This window comes from Ruegeria sp. B1 (assembly GCF_056535885.1).
The window spans coordinates 2,442,896-2,458,982 of record NZ_JBQFJA010000001.1 but is presented as its reverse complement, the minus strand read 5'-3'; the positions used below and the strand labels follow the sequence as shown (position 1 = coordinate 2,458,982).

Genomic DNA, 16,087 nt, shown 5'->3' with positions numbered 1-16,087 from the left:
TCTCGTCACGGTCTCGTTATCACAAAACATGTGACTGCCTTGTGAACTTAACAAGGTTTCAGCGTGGATCAGTTTGTGTTCAGCACGTTTGCCGGGTTGAAGTTGCCGATATTACCCAACAGCTGACGCAGGAAGCCTTTGTCCTGAACGTTGGAATCGGTCACACGGCGCTCCAGCGGGATGACGATTCCATCCTCAAGACCAAAGCGTTCGATGTTTTGCACAACGCCGCGCTGATCAAAGCTGATGGCAACCAGTTCGCGCGACACCACCTCGGGTCTTTTCGGCCCATAATGACGGACCCGCGACGCGACGTAGTAATAACCCGAGTCGCGCACAACACCCGATGCACCGGGCGCGCCAAGTGTTTCTTCGACAGTGTCGCGTGTATCAACGCCCACCTGGATCTCCGCCAGTTCTTCCGAGGGTGGGACATAGCCGTGATTCTTGAAGATCGGCGTACACGCCCCGATCGCTGCTGCGCAGGCAACAATGACAAGCGATTTCGCCGCCGGTTTCAACTTGTTCACCACCTTCAACATGCGCACCCTCTTGCCTTGGCCTCTTGCGGCTTCTATCCGATTACAGAAACCGCTGCCACGGTTCAACACAGGAAAAGGTCACGACATGAACAACCAGACCCCTCTGCGGGTGGCCGACCTGCCGCAAAACGCCCCGACACCTTTTGAACTGCGCCCAAATGCAGAGGCGTTGGAGGCGATCAGGAACGACCTGGATCTGCTGGGCCTGCGAAAGCTCAGCTTTGTGGGAGACCTTCGGACGCAAGGCAAAAGAGATTGGGCTCTGACAGCAAAACTGGGCGCGACCGTTGTTCAATCCTGTGTCGTTACGCTCGAACCGGTAACAACCCGGATCGACATTCCGGTGGCCCGGGTCTTCGTGGCAGACTGGTCCGAGCCGGACGAACCGGAATATGAGATCCTACAAGATGACGAGACCGAGCCTTTGGGCCCCGAGATTGACCCCGCACAGGTCATGGTCGAAGCACTCGAACTGGCGCTGCCTGAGTACCCGCGCAAGGCCGGTGCAGAACTGGGGTCATCCGACTATACCGAGCCCGGCAAACAGGCGATGACGGATGACGACGCAAAACCCTTTGCGGGACTGGCAGAGTTCCGCGATGCCCTGAAAAAAGACAAGTGACACAGGTCTGAATTCCTGTCATAGCAGGCGGTCAGAAAAATCGCTTGATCATGACGAGAATCGCAGTATTTTCGCGCGCTCATCGGATTTTGGGTTGGACATTGCGGGACTCGTCCCCTAAACGCGCGTCAAACCACGATAAAACGAAATGTGAAACCGCGGCCGGCGGCGAATCTGCGGGCCCTTAGTCAGACAAAGGTTGAGACCATGGCCGTCCAACAAAACAAAGTTTCCAAGTCGCGCCGCAACAATCGCCGCGCACATGACGCTCTGGTTGCTGCAAACCCGAACGAGTGCCCGAACTGTGGCGAGCTGAGACGCCCGCATCACGTTTGCGGTGCCTGTGGCTACTACGACGATCGGGAAGTCATTGCGCAGGCCGACGAAATCGACCTGGACGAAGACGCGGCCTGAACCTGATCGCGTGCAGGCCAAGGCATGAGTGATAAGCCCACGGACGCCGGACGGATTATTATCTCGGTCGACGCGATGGGTGGGGACGCGGGTCCTGCGGTTGTTGTTGCAGGCATTGCAAACTCGGCCAAGAAGAACCCGGAAATCGGATTTCTTCTGCACGGTCCAGAAGCCATACTGCGCAAGCAGGTTGCAAAACGGCGTGGCCTGGAAGGGCGCGTCGTTTTTCGTGATTGCCCCGATGTGGTCACGATGGAGGACAAGCCCAGCCAGGTTGTGCGCAGCGGCAAACAGACCTCGATGTGGTCCGCGCTTGAGGCCGTCCGCGAAGGGGAAGCCCATGGTGCGGTGTCGTGCGGAAACACGGGCGCGTTGATGGCCCTGTCGATGATGCGGTTGCGTAAGCTGCCTGGCGTCAACCGGCCGGCCATCGCAATCCTGTTCCCGTCCTGCAATCCGCAGGGGTTCAATGTGATGCTGGATGTTGGCGCAGATGTGCGCGCCGATGCACGCGACCTTTTGCAGTTCGCCTTGATGGGGGCGTCTTATGCCCGTAACGGCCTTGCGCTGCACCGTCCCCGCATCGGTCTGCTGAATGTCGGAACCGAAGAACACAAAGGCCGCGCCGAGCTCAAAGAAGCACACGCGCTGATCGCCGAGTTTGCTGATCCGGCCAATTTCGATTTCGTCGGTTTTGTCGAGGGCAGCGACATTCCCGGCGACAAAGCGGATGTCATTGTTACCGACGGGTTCACCGGCAATGTCGCTATCAAAACCGGCGAAGGCACCGCCAGTCTGATCGGTGACTTGCTGCGCCAGGCGTTCAAATACACGCCCTTGTCGCGCCTGGCATCGATCCTGGCAATCACATCGTTGAGGCGCCTGAAGAAACGTATCGATCCGCGCCGCGTGAACGGCGGGGTGTTTCTGGGGCTGAACGGCACCGTTGTGAAATCGCATGGCAGTGCGGACGCGACCGGTGTGTCAGCAGCCATCAAGCTGGCCTTTACCCTTGCACAGTCGGGATTCGCCGAAAAATTGGCGGCACGGGTTGCATCCACTGCCGAGCTTGCACAAGATGCCGCGCATGCTGCGCCGCAGACAGATAAATAACAAAAAAGGCAATACCCCAACATGGCAGGCCGTTCAGTTGTTGTAGGTGTCGGGCACTATTTGCCGGAACGTGTGGTCCCAAATTCGGAATTTGAACAGACACTCGATACGTCGGATGAATGGATCAGGACCCGGTCCGGAATTGAACGCCGTCACTTTGCCGCTGATGATGAAACCACCTCGGATATGGCAACACATGCGGCCAATTCCGCGCTGGAGGATGCCGGGCTGACCGCAGACGACATCGACGCCGTTATTCTGGCAACCTCGACGGCCGATCTGACCTTTCCGTCTGCCGCAACGATGGTTCAGGCACGATTGGGCATGACCAAGGGCTTTGCCTTTGACGTTCAGGCCGTATGTGCGGGGTTCGTCTATGCGCTGACCAATGCAAATGCGCTGATCCTCTCCGGTCAGGCCAATCGCGTTTTGGTGATCGGGGCCGAGACCTTTTCTCGAATCATGGACTGGACCGACCGGTCGACCTGCGTTTTGTTCGGGGATGGCGCGGGCGCGCTGATCCTGGAGCGACAGGAAGGTGAAGGCACGCCACGGGATCGCGGCATTCTGGCGACAGACCTGAACTCGGACGGGCGCTACAAGGACCTTCTCTACGTGGATGGGGGCGTTTCGACCCAGACCACCGGTTATCTGCGGATGAAGGGCAATCAACTGTTCCGGCAAGCCGTTGAACGGCTGACGGCGACAGCCGAGGCGTGTCTGGAAAAAGTTGGACTGCGGCACGAAGATGTCGACTGGATCGTGCCACATCAGGCCAATATCCGCATCATCCAAGGCACGGCCAAAAAGCTGGGGGTGCCGATGGACCACGTCGTGGTCACTCTGCAAGACCACGGCAACACATCGGCCGCATCGATTCCCCTGGCCATGTCGGTGGCCAAACAGCGCGGACAATTCAAGCAGGGCGATTTGCTGGTGACCGAGGCCATCGGGGGCGGATTGGCCTGGGGTTCCGTCCTTTTGCGCTGGTAACTGGCGCAAATCGGCTTACACGCCCGCGCGCAATTCATTGATATTGACAGCGAATTTGCCCTACCCCTATGCTTTGACATCAACAGGGGAATAGGTATGGGCGACAAAACACTGACCCGAATGGATCTGAGCGAGGCCGTCTTTCGCGAGGTTGGCCTTTCACGCAATGAAAGCGCGCAATTGGTCGAAAGCGTTCTGAACCACATGTCGGACGCGCTGGTGCGCGGCGAGCAGGTCAAGATTTCGTCTTTCGGCACGTTCAGTATTCGGGACAAAACAGCCCGCATCGGTCGCAACCCCAAAACCGGCGAAGAAGTTCCGATTCAGCCGCGCCGCGTGCTGACCTTCCGCCCGTCGCACCTGATGAAGGATCGCGTCGCCGCCGGGAATCGCAAGTAACCCCGAGGGCGCGCGGATATGAGCAAGTCCCCCGACGCGTTTCGCACCATCAGTGAAGTTGCGGATTGGCTCGGGGTTCAGGCCCATGTGTTGCGATTCTGGGAAAGCAGATTCAGCCAGATCAAACCGGTCAAACGCGCCGGGGGTCGTCGGTATTACCGACCCAACGACATGTTGCTCTTGGGTGGGATCAAGAAACTGCTGCACGAAGACGGGATCACGATCAAAGGCGTGCAACGTATCTTGCGCGAACAGGGCGTGGCGCATGTGGCGGCCCTGTCTCAAGGACTGGACGAACCTGCCGCAACGGACGACACCGTTGTTGCGTTTTCCGCAAAACCTGCCGCAGCGTCTGATCAGATTGATATGGATCTGGGCAATGGCAAAGCGGTACGCGAGACCTCAGGTCCGTCGGGGGCAATGGATGCAGGAAAGCCGGCTTCTGACACAGCATCGACGCCTTCGGAACCACAGTTGGACGCGGCTCCCTTGATGGGCGGAATTGCCTCGTTGGCGTGGAATCGATCCGAGTATGACGCCGACCTACTGGATAGGATCGAGCCGCTGGCAAAGGACCTGCGAAAGTGGTTGGACCGGGTCGAAACCCAGCGTGCGGGATAAGTCAAACGGCAATGTTTTCCTCTTGCCCCTGCCGGGAATTTCTTTATGAACGCTCCAACGTCGGGCTATGGCGCAGCCTGGTAGCGCGTCCGTCTGGGGGACGGAAGGTCGCAGGTTCGAGTCCTGCTAGCCCGACCAAATCACACCGACGAACATGGCAGACAGGCCAGATCCTCTTCTGTCGCAGGGGAGGTTCAGAATGACTGGCGTGTGCCCGAACCAGCAGATCGAGGCGATGATCGAGCGCGGTGAAATCACCGCCACACCCGATATCCTGGCAGCACAGATCCAACCCGCCAGCCTTGATTTACGTTTAGGGACGGTCGCTTATCGCGTTCGCGCCTCATTTCTGGCGGGCGAAGGGCGCTCGGTCGCAGACCGCCTGACCGAGTTCGAGATGCACCGGATCGACATCTCGGACGGGGCCGTTCTGGAAAAAGGCTGCGTCTACCTTGTGCCCCTGATGGAGGCGCTGGCCCTGCCCGGTAATGTCAGCGCGGTGGCCAACGCCAAAAGCTCGACCGGACGGTTGGACCTGTTAACCCGCGCCATAACCGATGGCGGCACTGAGTTCGACCGCGTTCCCGCCGGTTACACCGGACCGCTTTACGCCGAGATCTGCCCACGTTCCTTCTCGGTTCTGGTGCGACCCGGCATGCGGTTGAACCAGATCCGGTTCCGGCACGGGCAAGCGGTTTTGACGGATGCAGAACTGACGGCCCTGCACGCAGACGCGCCTTTGGTCGATGGGCCGGCCGTCATCCACGACGGGTTGGGCTTTTCGGTCGACCTGCAATTGCCCGACACCGATCTTGTGGGATACCGGGCCAAACCGCATACCGGCGTCATCGATTTGGATCGGATCGGCGGGTACGATCCGCAGGATTACTGGGAAGAGGTGCGCACCAAGGATGGCCGGATCATTCTGGACCCCGGCGCGTTTTACATCCTTGTCAGTCGCGAGGCGGTCCATATCCCGCCGCTATACGCGGCTGAAATGGCGCCGTACCTGGCTATGGTGGGCGAATTCCGGGTCCATTACGCGGGGTTCTTTGATCCGGGTTTCGGACATGCCGCCGCTGGCGGCGCGGGGTCACGTGGCGTGCTGGAGGTCCGCTGTCACGAGGCGCCCTTTGTGCTGGAGCACGGGCAGGTTGTCGGGCGACTGGTGTACGAACGGATGGCCGAGATGCCGACGCAACTATACGGCGCAGGCATTGCCTCGAACTATCAGGGGCAAGGCCTGAAACTCTCCAAGCATTTCAAGGCTGTAGACTGAATTTCAGAACCGCATGAACCGGCGCATTTGACGGGTCAGTTGCTGCACCTGTTTCATGTTCTGCTTTTGACCGCGGGAACTGTCCGCCATGCGTTTCTGCGTTTCCGGATCGCGCGGTGCACCGGGCTTGTCCCCCGGTTTGCTGCTTGCCCGGTCCGCCAGATCAAAGCCTTTGCTCACACCACGCGTTACGAGGCGGCGCATCACCTGACGCACGACCATGTTGATGATCCGGTTTGCATTCATCGTCCTACTCTCCTGCCCCTGTCCGGTAACATAGGTCGCCCATGCGGCAACAAAAGGGCAGCAGGATCACTCTTCTTCGAAGAGCTCGGTCTGATCCTCGTCTGCGTCCTCGTCCTGCCCCTCGCCCAATGGGACGGTTCCCGGCGGTGGCCGATTTTCCAGCAAGCCAGCAGCCCGCAATTCTTTCAGACCCGGCAGATCGCGTGCGTTGTCCAGCCCGAAATGGTCCAGAAACTGCGGCGTCACAACAAACGTCACCGGACGCCCCGGCGTCATCCGCCGGCGACCCAGACGGATCCACTCCATTTCCAGCAACTGGTCGATGGTCCCGCGTGAGACCGAAACACCCCGGATTTCCTCGATCTCGGCGCGGGTGCAGGGCTGGTGATAGGCAACAATGGCCAGCGTTTCGATCGCGGCCCGGCTGAGCTTGCGGGTCTCAACCGTTTCCTTTTGCATCAAGAATCCAAGGTCGGGCGCCGTGCGGATCGCCCATGCGTCGCCCACTTTGACCACGCGCACCCCGCGCCCCTCATACCGTTTCTGCAGCAGTTCAACAGCCTGCGCCGCGTTGCTGCCATGGGGCATCCGGGCCTCGAGATCGGCAATCGTCACCGCCTCGGCGCTGGCAAACAGAACGGCCTCGACCATGCGTTCCTGTTCGGCCAGGGGGGGCGCTTCGAACAGGGTGCCGGGGCCGTCGTCTTCTGGGGCGTCAGTCACGTGTGTCGGTCCTCTTGCGCAAACGGATCGGAGCAAAGGTTTCGCTTTGCTTGATTTCCATATGTCCTTCTTTCACCAGTTCCAGCGAGGCCGCAAAGGTCGCCGCAGTGGCCGAGCGGCGGCGTACCGGGTCCGCATCCCAGCCCTCTGGCAGATAGGTTTCCATGTCGGTCCAGGTGCCTGCAAACCCGATCAGCGGGCGCATCCGCTCCAGCGCCTGTTCCATCGTGAACACCGCATCGCGATCCATGGTAAACGGCCGGAATTCGTCGCGGGTGCGGATACGGGCATAGCCCTGCATGAGGTCCAGAAGGGTGGCGGAATAGGTCACAGTGCGGATGCGGGTGACATCCTCGCCCTGCCCGCGTTTGAAGAAATCCCGCCCCAGCTGGTCGCGTGCCATCAGGCGTGCGGCGGCGTCGCGCATGGCTTGCAGCCGTTCAAGCTGAAACGCTAGATGCGCCGCAAGCTCTTCGCCGGAAGGACCTTCGTCATTGGGGTCCGGGGGTAGCAGCAATCGGGACTTCAGAAAGGCCAGCCACGCGGCCATGACCAGATAGTCCGCAGCCAATTCGATGCGCAGGGCACGGGCCTGTTCGACAAAGGCGAGGTATTGCTGCGCCAGCGCGAGAACCGAAATTTTCCTCAGATCGACCTTTTGCGTTCGCGACAGCATCAGCAAAACGTCCAACGGGCCTTCGAACCCGTCGACATCAACAATCAGCGCTTCGGCCGCCAGACGATCCGAGACAGAGACCGGGTCTTCACTGAAAAGGTTATCGTTCATACACCTGCCCGCCCATTAGGCGGGATAGTTCCGCTTCGGCGGCTGGGATGTCAAGTTCTACGGGCGGTTTGCGCTGCGCCAGCGCCCTGTCCGCGCGGGATTGCGCCACATCCGACATGTCCCCAGCGGCCTCCAAAACCTTAGCCCGGTCGGCAAAGGTTCCGTTGCAATGCAATACGACGTCACAGCCCGCGCTCAGCGCTTGTTTCGACAGCTCCGCGGGTGATCCGCTCAGCGCTTTCATCGAAATGTCATCGGTCATGACCAACCCGTCAAATCCGATCCTGTTGCGAACAATATCCATCATTGGCGCAGAAATCGTAGCGGGTTTGGGGTCGATCTGGCCATAGACCAAATGCGCGGTCATCCCCATCGGTAGATCGTTCAAGGCCTCAAACGGGGCAAAGTCACTGCGCTGAAGCTCGTCCAGCGACAGGTCGACCTGCGGCAGGTCGTAATGACTGTCGAGTGTCGCGCGCCCGTGGCCGGGCATGTGCTTGAGAACCGGTAGCACACCGCCGTCCAAAAGACCTTTAGCCACCGCCCGTCCGACGCGTGAAACCGTATCCACATCGTCGCCATAACAGCGGTTGTGCAAAAAGGCATGCGTTTCGGCGCGGGCCAGATCCACCATCGGAGCGCAGTTGCTGTCGATGCCCAGCGAGAACAGCTCATCTGCGATCAAACGATACCGCAGATACATGGCACGTTCGGCTTCCTCACCGGCCTGCGCCACGTGATCCAGTGGCGGCAGCCATTCGCGGGCCAGTGGCGCGCGCAGCCGTTGCACCCGTCCGCCTTCCTGATCGATTGTTATGGGGCAATTGCGCCCGACAGCCTCGCGGAAATCGTCGCATAAGGCGCGCACTTGGTCGACGCTTTCGATATTTCGGGCAAACAGGATGAACCCGAACGGGTTCATCTGTCGGAACAGCTCTCTTTCATCCGGTGTTAGGCGCAAACCTTCAGCATCGGTGATCGCAGCGCCAAAGTTCACCGCACGGCGACCGGGATACAATCCGCGCCCTGAGCAACCAACGCAGCGCAGAACTGGCGGGAGTCGCTCAGGTCTTCAAAGCCCAGCACACGCAGACGATAAAATGTCCGGCCACCGCTTGATGTTTTCTGGATAACACGCTGTTTTCCATCCATGTATTCGCCAAATTGACTAGACAGGCGACCCCACTCAGACTGTGCCACGTCGACGCTTTCATATGCGCCAAGCTGGGCAAGGCGTGTGCCTTTGCTGAGGGTGCCGGGGTCGACGTCCAGACCAGCGGCGGCTTTGACGGCTGCGTTGATCGCAGCCTCTGAGGTTTCACTGGGCGAAACGCCACTGCTGATCGACCGGGCGGGACGGGTATGCGGCCGCAGGGATCGGCGCACGCCCGGCAATTCGGCTATAGCCGGGTCCGGCAAAAGCGCGGCCAGATCCGCGGGATCGATTGCGGGTTCTTCTTCCAGTGTGGCCAGCGCCGCCAGTTGAACACCCGGCTCGGAGGGTTGTTCAGCCTGAGCAGCTTGTCCTGCCAGTTCAGCAACCAGTGCGTCCACTGCGTTCTGGCGCAATTCAGCCGCTTGCTGGTTCGAGATCGGTTCTTCGATCACATGCACCGCCTGGGTTGGCTGCAACGCGCCGCCCGGCAGGTCCTCATCGGTCAGCGAAACCGGACGCGGCGCCAAGATCAGACGATCCGCGGGGGCCGCGGCCGAGCCTTCGGCGGCGACGGCATTGACGGCCAGACCCTGATGGTCGGCGGGCGTTCCCCCGGGTTTCTCGGGCTGAATACGCATGGGCCCTTCGACGGCCCGCACCACGGGAACACCGCTGACATCGCGCATCACAAGGTTATAACCCCAGACCGCAACACCTGCGACCAGCGCCAGCGACGCGATCGCGCCCAAACCGTTCACCGCACGAGCAATCGCTGTTGCGGCACGTGGGGTGTCATAATCCTGATCGTCGTCAGCATACTCATACGCATCGTCTGGATGCGTCTGATTCGGGTAATGCCCTTGCTCGGGGCTGTGTTGCCCCGAGTAATTGTAACTCGCCATATCCGCCTCACTGCCCGTTTCGCACCGAAAAACCTAGCGCGCGGGTCATTTCTTGCCTACCTCAGACCGGCGGTTCGGGCGATATTGATTACCGCATCTCCTGCGCCGGGGTAACGCCAAGAATACCCAAGCCCGCTGAAATCACAACAGAAACAGACCGCGCCAATGCGATTTTCGACTGGCTTGTGGCAACATCGCCATCCTGAATGAAGCGCAGCTGGGTTTCATCATTGCCTTTGTTCCACAACGCGTGGAAATCCCCTGCAAGTTCATAAAGATAGAAGGCGACCCGATGCGGTTCATTGGTCCGCGCGGCGATCTCGACCAAACGCGGCCATTCGGCCAGTTTCTTGGCAACATTCAGCTCGGAAGCGTGGTCGTTCTTGCCCAGATCAGCGTCTTTGAGCGTTGCGTCATCCGCGTCAATTCCAGCCTCTGCCGCGCGCCGAAGAACACTCATGACGCGGGCATGCGCATATTGCACGTAGAACACGGGGTTCTCGCGGCTCTGCTCCAAGACCTTGTCAAAGTCAAAATCCAACGGCGCGTCATTCTTGCGGGTCAACATTACAAAGCGGGTCACATCCGGGCCAACCTGATCGACCACATCGCGGAGCGTCACAAAGTTCCCTGCCCGCTTGGACATCTTGAACGGCTCGCCGTTCTTCCACAGCTTCACCAGCTGTGTCAGCTTGATATCCAGCGGCACCTTACCATCCGACAGCGCCGAAACAGCCGCCTTCATCCGTTTGACGTATCCGCCGTGGTCCGCGCCAAACACATCGATCAGCGCATCAAAGCCACGGCTGACTTTGTCATAGTGATAAGCGATATCGGGCGCGAAATAGGTCCAGGCACCGTCCGATTTCTTAACCGGGCGGTCGACATCATCGCCATGTTCGGTCGACTTGAACAGGGTCTGCTCGCGCGGCTCCCAGTCTTCTGGCTTTTTACCTTTTGGCGGCTCAAGCACGCCTTCGTAGATCAGACCCTTGTCTGTCAGCGATTGCAACGCCGCCTCGATCCGACCGGTGCCGTAGAGCGATTTTTCCGAGAAGAACACATCCATCTCGACGCCCAGCGCCTTCAGGTCAGCCCGTATCAGATCCATCATCGCGTCGGTCGAAAATTCACGCAGCTCTTCCAGCCAGTCACTTTCCGGCTTGTCGATCAGGCTGTCGCCATACTTTTCTTTCAGCGCCTCACCGATCGGGATCAGGTAATCGCCGGGATAAAGCCCCTCGGCAATCTCGGGGCTCAGCCCGTTGGCCTCCCGATACCGCTCATAGGCGGACCGCGCCAGCACATCCACCTGCGCGCCGCCGTCGTTGATGTAGTACTCACGTGTCACGTCATGGCCGGAATAGGCCAACAGACTTGCCAAAGCGTCCCCAAACACCGCGCCCCGCGTATGACCGACATGCAGCGGACCTGTGGGATTGGCCGAAACATACTCGACATTGACTTTTTGACCATGCCCCATGGTCGAGCGACCATAGTCGGTGCCCTTCTCCAACACCGTCGCAATCACGCCCTGCCAGACAACGGGCGCCAGCCGCAGATTCAAAAAGCCCGGCCCAGCCACCTCGGCACTGATGATCCGCTCATCGGCCGCCAGTTTTCTGGCCAGCACATCCGCAATGTCGCGCGGCTTCATCTTGGCAGGTTTCGCCAGCACCATCGCAGCATTTGTCGCCATGTCACCATGTGCGGCGTCACGCGGTGGTTCGACCGCCACGTTGTCAAAGCTCAACCCCTCGGGCAGAGCACCATCGGACTGCATCTGTGCCAGCGCGTCCAGAACAAGGCCGCGGATCTCGGAAAACAGGTTCATTTCGGATGTCCTTATGCTTGCCGCGCGGTTTATCATGCAAAGCCGCAAGGTCAATGGACGCCATCAGATAGGGCTTGGTTTCGCGCCGCAGCCAGTTAGGGTCGTAGTAAAGCCCATTAACGGAGTCTGATCCATGCGCCTTGCCCTGCCCCTGAGCCTGCTGTTGTCCGCCGCGTTACCGGCATGGGCCGAAATGCCCGCCCCGAAAGGCCACGTATTGGTGACAATCGGTGGCGCGGTCAGCGAGACAAACCTGCCGGAACGCGGCGAGAATGATGGCGGCCTGCTGGGGTTCCTCGGGGTGAGCCACGCGGGCGCTGCCGGGCTTGACGCCGACATGTTGGAGAGTTTGCAGCAAATCGAAATCACCATCGTCTACGGGACGGAGGACAATCAGCAGGACATCACATTCAAAGGTCCGCTGTTGTCAGAGGTTATGACGATGGCAGGTGCAGAGGGAAAAATGGCAATGCCCATGGCGATGGATGGCTATCAGGCGGAAATCCCATGGAACAGTATCGAAACCTACCAGCCGATTTTGGCAACGCATGCAGATGGATCCCCGATGGGGATCGGCGGGTATGGTCCAACGATGATTGTGTTTCCGCCCACCGACGACCCCGATCTAGCACAGGAACAATCCGGCCAGCAGGTCTGGGCGCTGGCCTATATCGGGGTCGAGTGATCAGCGACCGGTCAGCCGTGCATGATCTTGCAAGGCGAACCTGTCTGTCATTCCAGCGATATAGTCTGACACGATACGGGCCAGGGCGGTTTCGTCAGCGGCCGCCTCAATATCGTCATGCCATCGGTTCGGCATTTGTCTGGGATCGTTCAGGTAAATGGGAAACAGGTCTTCTACAACTTGACCAACCTCTTCGCGCACTCTCATGACCCTGGGCGCGCGATACATTTTGGAAAACAAAAACGCCCGAATCTCTTGGAGCTGCGCCCACAACCCGTCCGAAAACCGGATCACAGGGTGGCCAAGATGCCGGATATCCTCGACAGTTTGCGCACCCGACTCCGCGATCAGGCCGCGAGACGTGTCGATCACGTCCGACACCATTACCCCAAAAACCCGGCGCAAAGCTTCATGCCGTCTCCTGTAGGGATCTAGTCCCGGATACTTCTTATCAACCTTGGCATAGCACTCCCCAACGATGGGCAATTGCTGGATTTCATCATCCGAGAACAAACCTGCGCGCAGCCCGTCCAGCAAATCGTGATTGTTATAGGCGATATCATCAGACAAGGCCGCGACCTGCGCTTCGGCACTGGCATGGGTATGCAGTTCGAGGTCGAAGCCGCCGTTGCATTCGGCCAGTGCCCAGGGCAACTCACCCAGCACCGGGCCATTGTGTTTTGCAATACCCTCCAGACATTCCCAGGTCAGGTTGCAGCCATCGAAATCGGCATAGTGACGTTCCAGTTTCGTTACGATTCGAATGGCTTGCGCGTTGTGATCAAAGCCGCCATAGGGTTTCATCAGGGCATGCAAGGCATCCTCGCCTGTATGACCAAAGGGCGTGTGCCCAAGATCATGGGCCAACGCGACCGCTTCGGTCAGTTCAGGGTTCAGACCCAACGCACCGGCAATTGTGCGCGCCACCTGTGCCACTTCGATGGAATGGGTCAGACGGGTGCGATAGCTATCGCCCTCATGTTCAACAAAGACCTGCGTCTTGTGCTTGAGCCGCCGAAAGGCGCTGGCGTGAATGATCCGGTCCCTGTCACGCTGAAAGCATGACCGGAAGCTGCTTTCTTCCTCCGGCACAAGCCGCCCACGCGCTCGGTCCGGATCCGCAGCAAAACCCGCTCGCTCCAATGGTCTTGTCCTTGTCGCCTGTCCTTGCGCCTTCTATATTGTACCGCGTAGGGGAAATAAACCTTTTGGAGCTTGGCATGAATCTGCCCCCATCAGTTACCGAACGGGCCTTTGATCGCCTCGCCGAAATCGGCGCTGCGAGTCAGGGGCAAGCCCTGCGCGTCGCCGTAGAAGGCGGCGGATGTTCCGGTTTTCAATATGAAATCGCGCTGGATGAACCCAAAGAGGATGATCTTGTCCTGGAAGGCAAGGGCCAGAAAGTCATTGTGGATTCAATCTCGCTGCCGTTTCTGGAGAATGCGGTGATTGATTTTACGCAAGAACTGATCGGTGCCCGGTTTGTGATCAACAATCCAAATGCGACCTCATCTTGCGGCTGCGGCACATCTTTTTCCATGTAGACGCAGGTGGGGGCTTTGCCCCCACACCCCCAGGATGTTTTTAGCCAGATGAAAAGGGATCCGCTCTCTGACGCAAAGTCAGAGAGCTTCACCTGGCGCGGTCATCGGCGTCCCCGCCTGTACCGCCAAAACAGCTTTCGACAATATGGTTAAGGATCCGTTTCTTCATCTGGCTAAAAATATCCCGGAGCGCGAGGCAGAGCCTCGCCACCCGCTCTGCGACTTGCCGCTGGGCCGGTTCTGGGCGATAGGTTGCGTCAGAGCTTCGGAGGACTTCGCATGAAAATCGCCACGTTCAACATAAACGGCATCAAAGCGCGCGCCGAAGCCTTGCCCCGTTGGCTGGATGATGCAAATCCCGGCATCGTTTTGCTGCAGGAGATCAAGTCCGTCGACGAGAACTTCCCCCGCGAGATGTTCGAAGAGCGTGGCTATAACGTCGAATCCCATGGACAAAAAAGCTTCAACGGCGTGGCGATCCTTTCCAAACTACCGCTCGAGGACGTCACACGGGGGCTGCCCGGTGATGATGAAGACGAACAGGCCCGCTGGATCGAGGCAACCGTCATCGGCAAGCGTGCATTGCGCATATGCGGGTTGTATATGCCCAATGGAAACCCTGTTCCGGGTCCAAAATATGACTACAAGCTGGCATGGATGGAGCGCCTCTATGATCGGGCGCGCGATCTGCTGGCCAGCGAAGACGCCGCTTTGATGGCCGGGGATTACAATATCATCCCCCAGGCCGAAGATGCCAAACGCCCGGATGCGTGGCGAGAGGACGCGCTTTTTCGCACCGAAAGCCGCGCGGCGTATCGCAAAATCCTGAACCTCGGGTTTACCGAAGCCTTTCGGGCCCGCACGCAGGGGCCCGGTCACTATTCCTTTTGGGACTATCAGGCCGGGGCCTGGAACAGGAATGACGGCATACGCATTGACCATTTCCTACTGACCCCGCAAGCCGCTGATCTGTTGCGAGATTGCCAGATCGATGCCGAGATACGCGGGCATGAAAAGCCCTCGGATCACGTGCCGGTCTGGGTTGACCTCGACATGTAGGACGTCAAGCCGTGGCGTCGTAATCGTAGATCCACTCGTAACGCCGTCTCAACCGGCCCCCAAATGCGGTCAGAGCCATTTGCGCGGCGATCCGCGCTGGACCCCGCAGATGAAAGTTCCGCGCATTGGCTGATGCTGCGTCCACAACCTTGCGCGCCCGCCCGGCCCGTGTGGTTTCATAGGCCGCCAAGGCCGCAGGAAGGCTAGCCGCCTCAAAAGATCGGGTCAGGATCCACGCATCTTCCAGCGCCAGGCACGCGCCTTGCGCCATAAATGGCAGTGTCGGATGTGCCGCATCACCCAAAAGGGCAATGCGCCCATTTTGCCATTTCCGCGCGACAGGTCGCAGGAAGAGCGCCCAGAGAAAGGTCTCCTGCACCTCCTGCAAAACGTCGTGCATCTTGCCGCCAAAATCCGAGAACCGGGCGCGCAGATCTTCGGGATCGCCTTTCAGGCGCCAGCCTTCGTCCTGCCAATCCGATCTCTCTTCGATGGCGACAATATTCAGAAGACTTTGATCGCGGAGCGGATATGTCACGACGTGACGCCCCGACCCCATGGTAAGATGCGCCTTGGGCAGTTTCGAAACGCGATCCCACGGAATGGTCGCCCGCCAGGCAACCTGATTGGTAAATCCCAGGATTTCCTCTCCGTTCAGGATCGGACGGATCGCACTGCGCCCACCATCCGCCGCAACCGCACAATCAAACGGCAAAACCTCCCCGTTGCCCAATTGGAGTTCGGCGTTGTCAGCGTTTTGGTGAATGTCACAAACTTTGCTGTTCAACCGTATGTTGACACCAGCCGCCATTGCCGTTTCATGCAGAAGCGTGATCAGATCGGCGCGATGATAGTAGTAGGTCGGACCCGCAGCAGGTTCACCTATGCGACTGATAAATCGGCCAGACTTATAGTCACGTAGGATCGTGCCGTAAGACCTCTGGCCAAGTTTCGGAGAGTTTCCAATGACATCAAGCGCCCGCAGAACCGCCAGACCGTTTGCGCTGATCTGCAGCCCCGCACCCACTTCGGCAATCTCGGGGGCCTGTTCAAAGACGGAAACTTCGGCGCCTTTTTTCCGCAGCGCGATAGCCGCCGCCAACCCGCCAATCCCGGCGCCAACGATGCCGAATTTCAAACCTGTGATGTCCATGACCCTGACCTACAC

General features: G+C 59.2%; 19 protein-coding genes and 1 tRNA gene. 11 read left to right on the top strand and 9 right to left on the bottom strand.

The genetic code is table 11. The features are described from left to right. Positions 1–68: 68 nt before the first annotated feature. Positions 69–542 (bottom strand): outer membrane protein assembly factor BamE domain-containing protein, encoded by a 474-nt coding sequence (locus tag ACR3ES_RS12175; RefSeq protein ID WP_170432462.1) that lies wholly within the window; start codon positions 540–542, stop codon positions 69–71. An 85-nt stretch (positions 543–627) separates the two neighbouring features. Between ACR3ES_RS12175 and ACR3ES_RS12170 the strand changes: the two genes are divergently transcribed. The 8 genes from ACR3ES_RS12170 to ACR3ES_RS12135 all read left to right on the top strand — a co-directional run bounded on the left by ACR3ES_RS12170 (position 628) and on the right by ACR3ES_RS12135 (position 5,983). Next, the gene (locus ACR3ES_RS12170) at positions 628–1,164 is read left to right on the top strand and encodes a DUF177 domain-containing protein (RefSeq protein ID WP_170432465.1); all 537 of its coding nucleotides are present in this window, start codon (positions 628–630) and stop codon (positions 1,162–1,164) included. Positions 1,165–1,371: 207 nt separating this feature from the next. After that, complete coding sequence (rpmF, locus tag ACR3ES_RS12165) at positions 1,372–1,578, top strand: 50S ribosomal protein L32 (protein WP_170432468.1); 207 nt, start codon at positions 1,372–1,374, stop codon at positions 1,576–1,578. A 24-nt stretch (positions 1,579–1,602) separates the two neighbouring features. Then, positions 1,603–2,691, top strand: coding sequence for a phosphate acyltransferase PlsX (gene plsX / locus ACR3ES_RS12160; protein WP_170432471.1), 1,089 nt, complete (start codon positions 1,603–1,605; stop codon positions 2,689–2,691). A 21-nt stretch (positions 2,692–2,712) separates the two neighbouring features. Beyond that, complete coding sequence (locus tag ACR3ES_RS12155; RefSeq protein WP_170432474.1) at positions 2,713–3,684, top strand: beta-ketoacyl-ACP synthase III; 972 nt, start codon at positions 2,713–2,715, stop codon at positions 3,682–3,684. A gap of 96 nt (positions 3,685–3,780) precedes the next feature. Then, complete coding sequence (gene ihfA / locus ACR3ES_RS12150) at positions 3,781–4,083, top strand: integration host factor subunit alpha (RefSeq protein ID WP_170432477.1); 303 nt, start codon at positions 3,781–3,783, stop codon at positions 4,081–4,083. An 18-nt stretch (positions 4,084–4,101) separates the two neighbouring features. Then, on the top strand, positions 4,102–4,704 hold the full coding sequence (locus ACR3ES_RS12145) for a MerR family transcriptional regulator (RefSeq protein ID WP_170432480.1): 603 nt from the start codon (positions 4,102–4,104) through the stop codon (positions 4,702–4,704). A gap of 61 nt (positions 4,705–4,765) precedes the next feature. Further along, positions 4,766–4,842 (top strand) — tRNA-Pro (locus tag ACR3ES_RS12140). Positions 4,843–4,903: 61 nt separating this feature from the next. Then, a complete protein-coding gene (locus ACR3ES_RS12135; RefSeq protein ID WP_170432483.1) occupies positions 4,904–5,983 on the top strand; it encodes a 2'-deoxycytidine 5'-triphosphate deaminase in 1,080 nt (359 codons plus the stop codon). Positions 5,984–5,986: 3 nt separating this feature from the next. Here the strand turns inward: ACR3ES_RS12135 and ACR3ES_RS12130 are convergent, their stop codons facing one another. The 6 genes from ACR3ES_RS12130 to argS form a co-directional block, all read right to left on the bottom strand. Further along, on the bottom strand, positions 5,987–6,229 hold the full coding sequence (locus ACR3ES_RS12130; protein ID WP_170432486.1) for a hypothetical protein: 243 nt from the start codon (positions 6,227–6,229) through the stop codon (positions 5,987–5,989). A gap of 66 nt (positions 6,230–6,295) precedes the next feature. Further along, positions 6,296–6,952 carry an SMC-Scp complex subunit ScpB gene (gene scpB / locus ACR3ES_RS12125; protein WP_170432489.1) on the bottom strand — a complete coding sequence of 219 codons (657 nt, stop codon included), beginning with the start codon at positions 6,950–6,952 and terminating at the stop codon, positions 6,296–6,298. Continuing rightward, positions 6,945–7,739 (bottom strand): segregation and condensation protein A, encoded by a 795-nt coding sequence (locus tag ACR3ES_RS12120; protein ID WP_170432492.1) that lies wholly within the window; start codon positions 7,737–7,739, stop codon positions 6,945–6,947. Before ACR3ES_RS12120 ends, scpB begins: the two co-directional genes overlap by 8 nt. Then, complete coding sequence (gene nagZ / locus ACR3ES_RS12115) at positions 7,729–8,736, bottom strand: beta-N-acetylhexosaminidase (protein WP_170433113.1); 1,008 nt, start codon at positions 8,734–8,736, stop codon at positions 7,729–7,731. Before nagZ ends, ACR3ES_RS12120 begins: the two co-directional genes overlap by 11 nt. Beyond that, positions 8,733–9,797, bottom strand: a complete 1,065-nt coding sequence (locus ACR3ES_RS12110; RefSeq protein ID WP_170432495.1) for an SPOR domain-containing protein — start codon at positions 9,795–9,797, stop codon at positions 8,733–8,735. The genes nagZ and ACR3ES_RS12110 overlap by 4 nt, the downstream gene beginning before the upstream one ends. An 88-nt stretch (positions 9,798–9,885) precedes the next feature. Continuing rightward, complete coding sequence (argS, locus tag ACR3ES_RS12105; RefSeq protein ID WP_170432498.1) at positions 9,886–11,631, bottom strand: arginine--tRNA ligase; 1,746 nt, start codon at positions 11,629–11,631, stop codon at positions 9,886–9,888. Between the two features lie 133 nt (positions 11,632–11,764). Between argS and ACR3ES_RS12100 the strand changes: the two genes are divergently transcribed. Next, positions 11,765–12,316: a molybdopterin-binding protein gene (locus ACR3ES_RS12100; RefSeq protein WP_170432501.1), complete on the top strand. Its 552-nt coding sequence runs from the start codon at positions 11,765–11,767 to the stop codon at positions 12,314–12,316. Here the strand turns inward: ACR3ES_RS12100 and ACR3ES_RS12095 are convergent, their stop codons facing one another. Continuing rightward, positions 12,317–13,459 carry a deoxyguanosinetriphosphate triphosphohydrolase gene (locus ACR3ES_RS12095; protein WP_170432504.1) on the bottom strand — a complete coding sequence of 381 codons (1,143 nt, stop codon included), beginning with the start codon at positions 13,457–13,459 and terminating at the stop codon, positions 12,317–12,319. A 77-nt stretch (positions 13,460–13,536) separates the two neighbouring features. Here ACR3ES_RS12095 and ACR3ES_RS12090 point away from each other — a divergent pair, with 77 nt between their 5' ends. After that, complete coding sequence (locus ACR3ES_RS12090) at positions 13,537–13,860, top strand: HesB/IscA family protein (protein ID WP_170432508.1); 324 nt, start codon at positions 13,537–13,539, stop codon at positions 13,858–13,860. Between the two features lie 279 nt (positions 13,861–14,139). Next, positions 14,140–14,919 carry an exodeoxyribonuclease III gene (gene xth, locus ACR3ES_RS12085; RefSeq protein WP_170432510.1) on the top strand — a complete coding sequence of 260 codons (780 nt, stop codon included), beginning with the start codon at positions 14,140–14,142 and terminating at the stop codon, positions 14,917–14,919. Positions 14,920–14,923: 4 nt separating this feature from the next. Here xth and ACR3ES_RS12080 read toward each other — a convergent pair whose 3' ends face one another. Next, positions 14,924–16,072: an FAD-dependent monooxygenase gene (locus ACR3ES_RS12080; RefSeq protein WP_170432514.1), complete on the bottom strand. Its 1,149-nt coding sequence runs from the start codon at positions 16,070–16,072 to the stop codon at positions 14,924–14,926. Between the last annotated feature and the right edge of the window lie 15 nt (positions 16,073–16,087).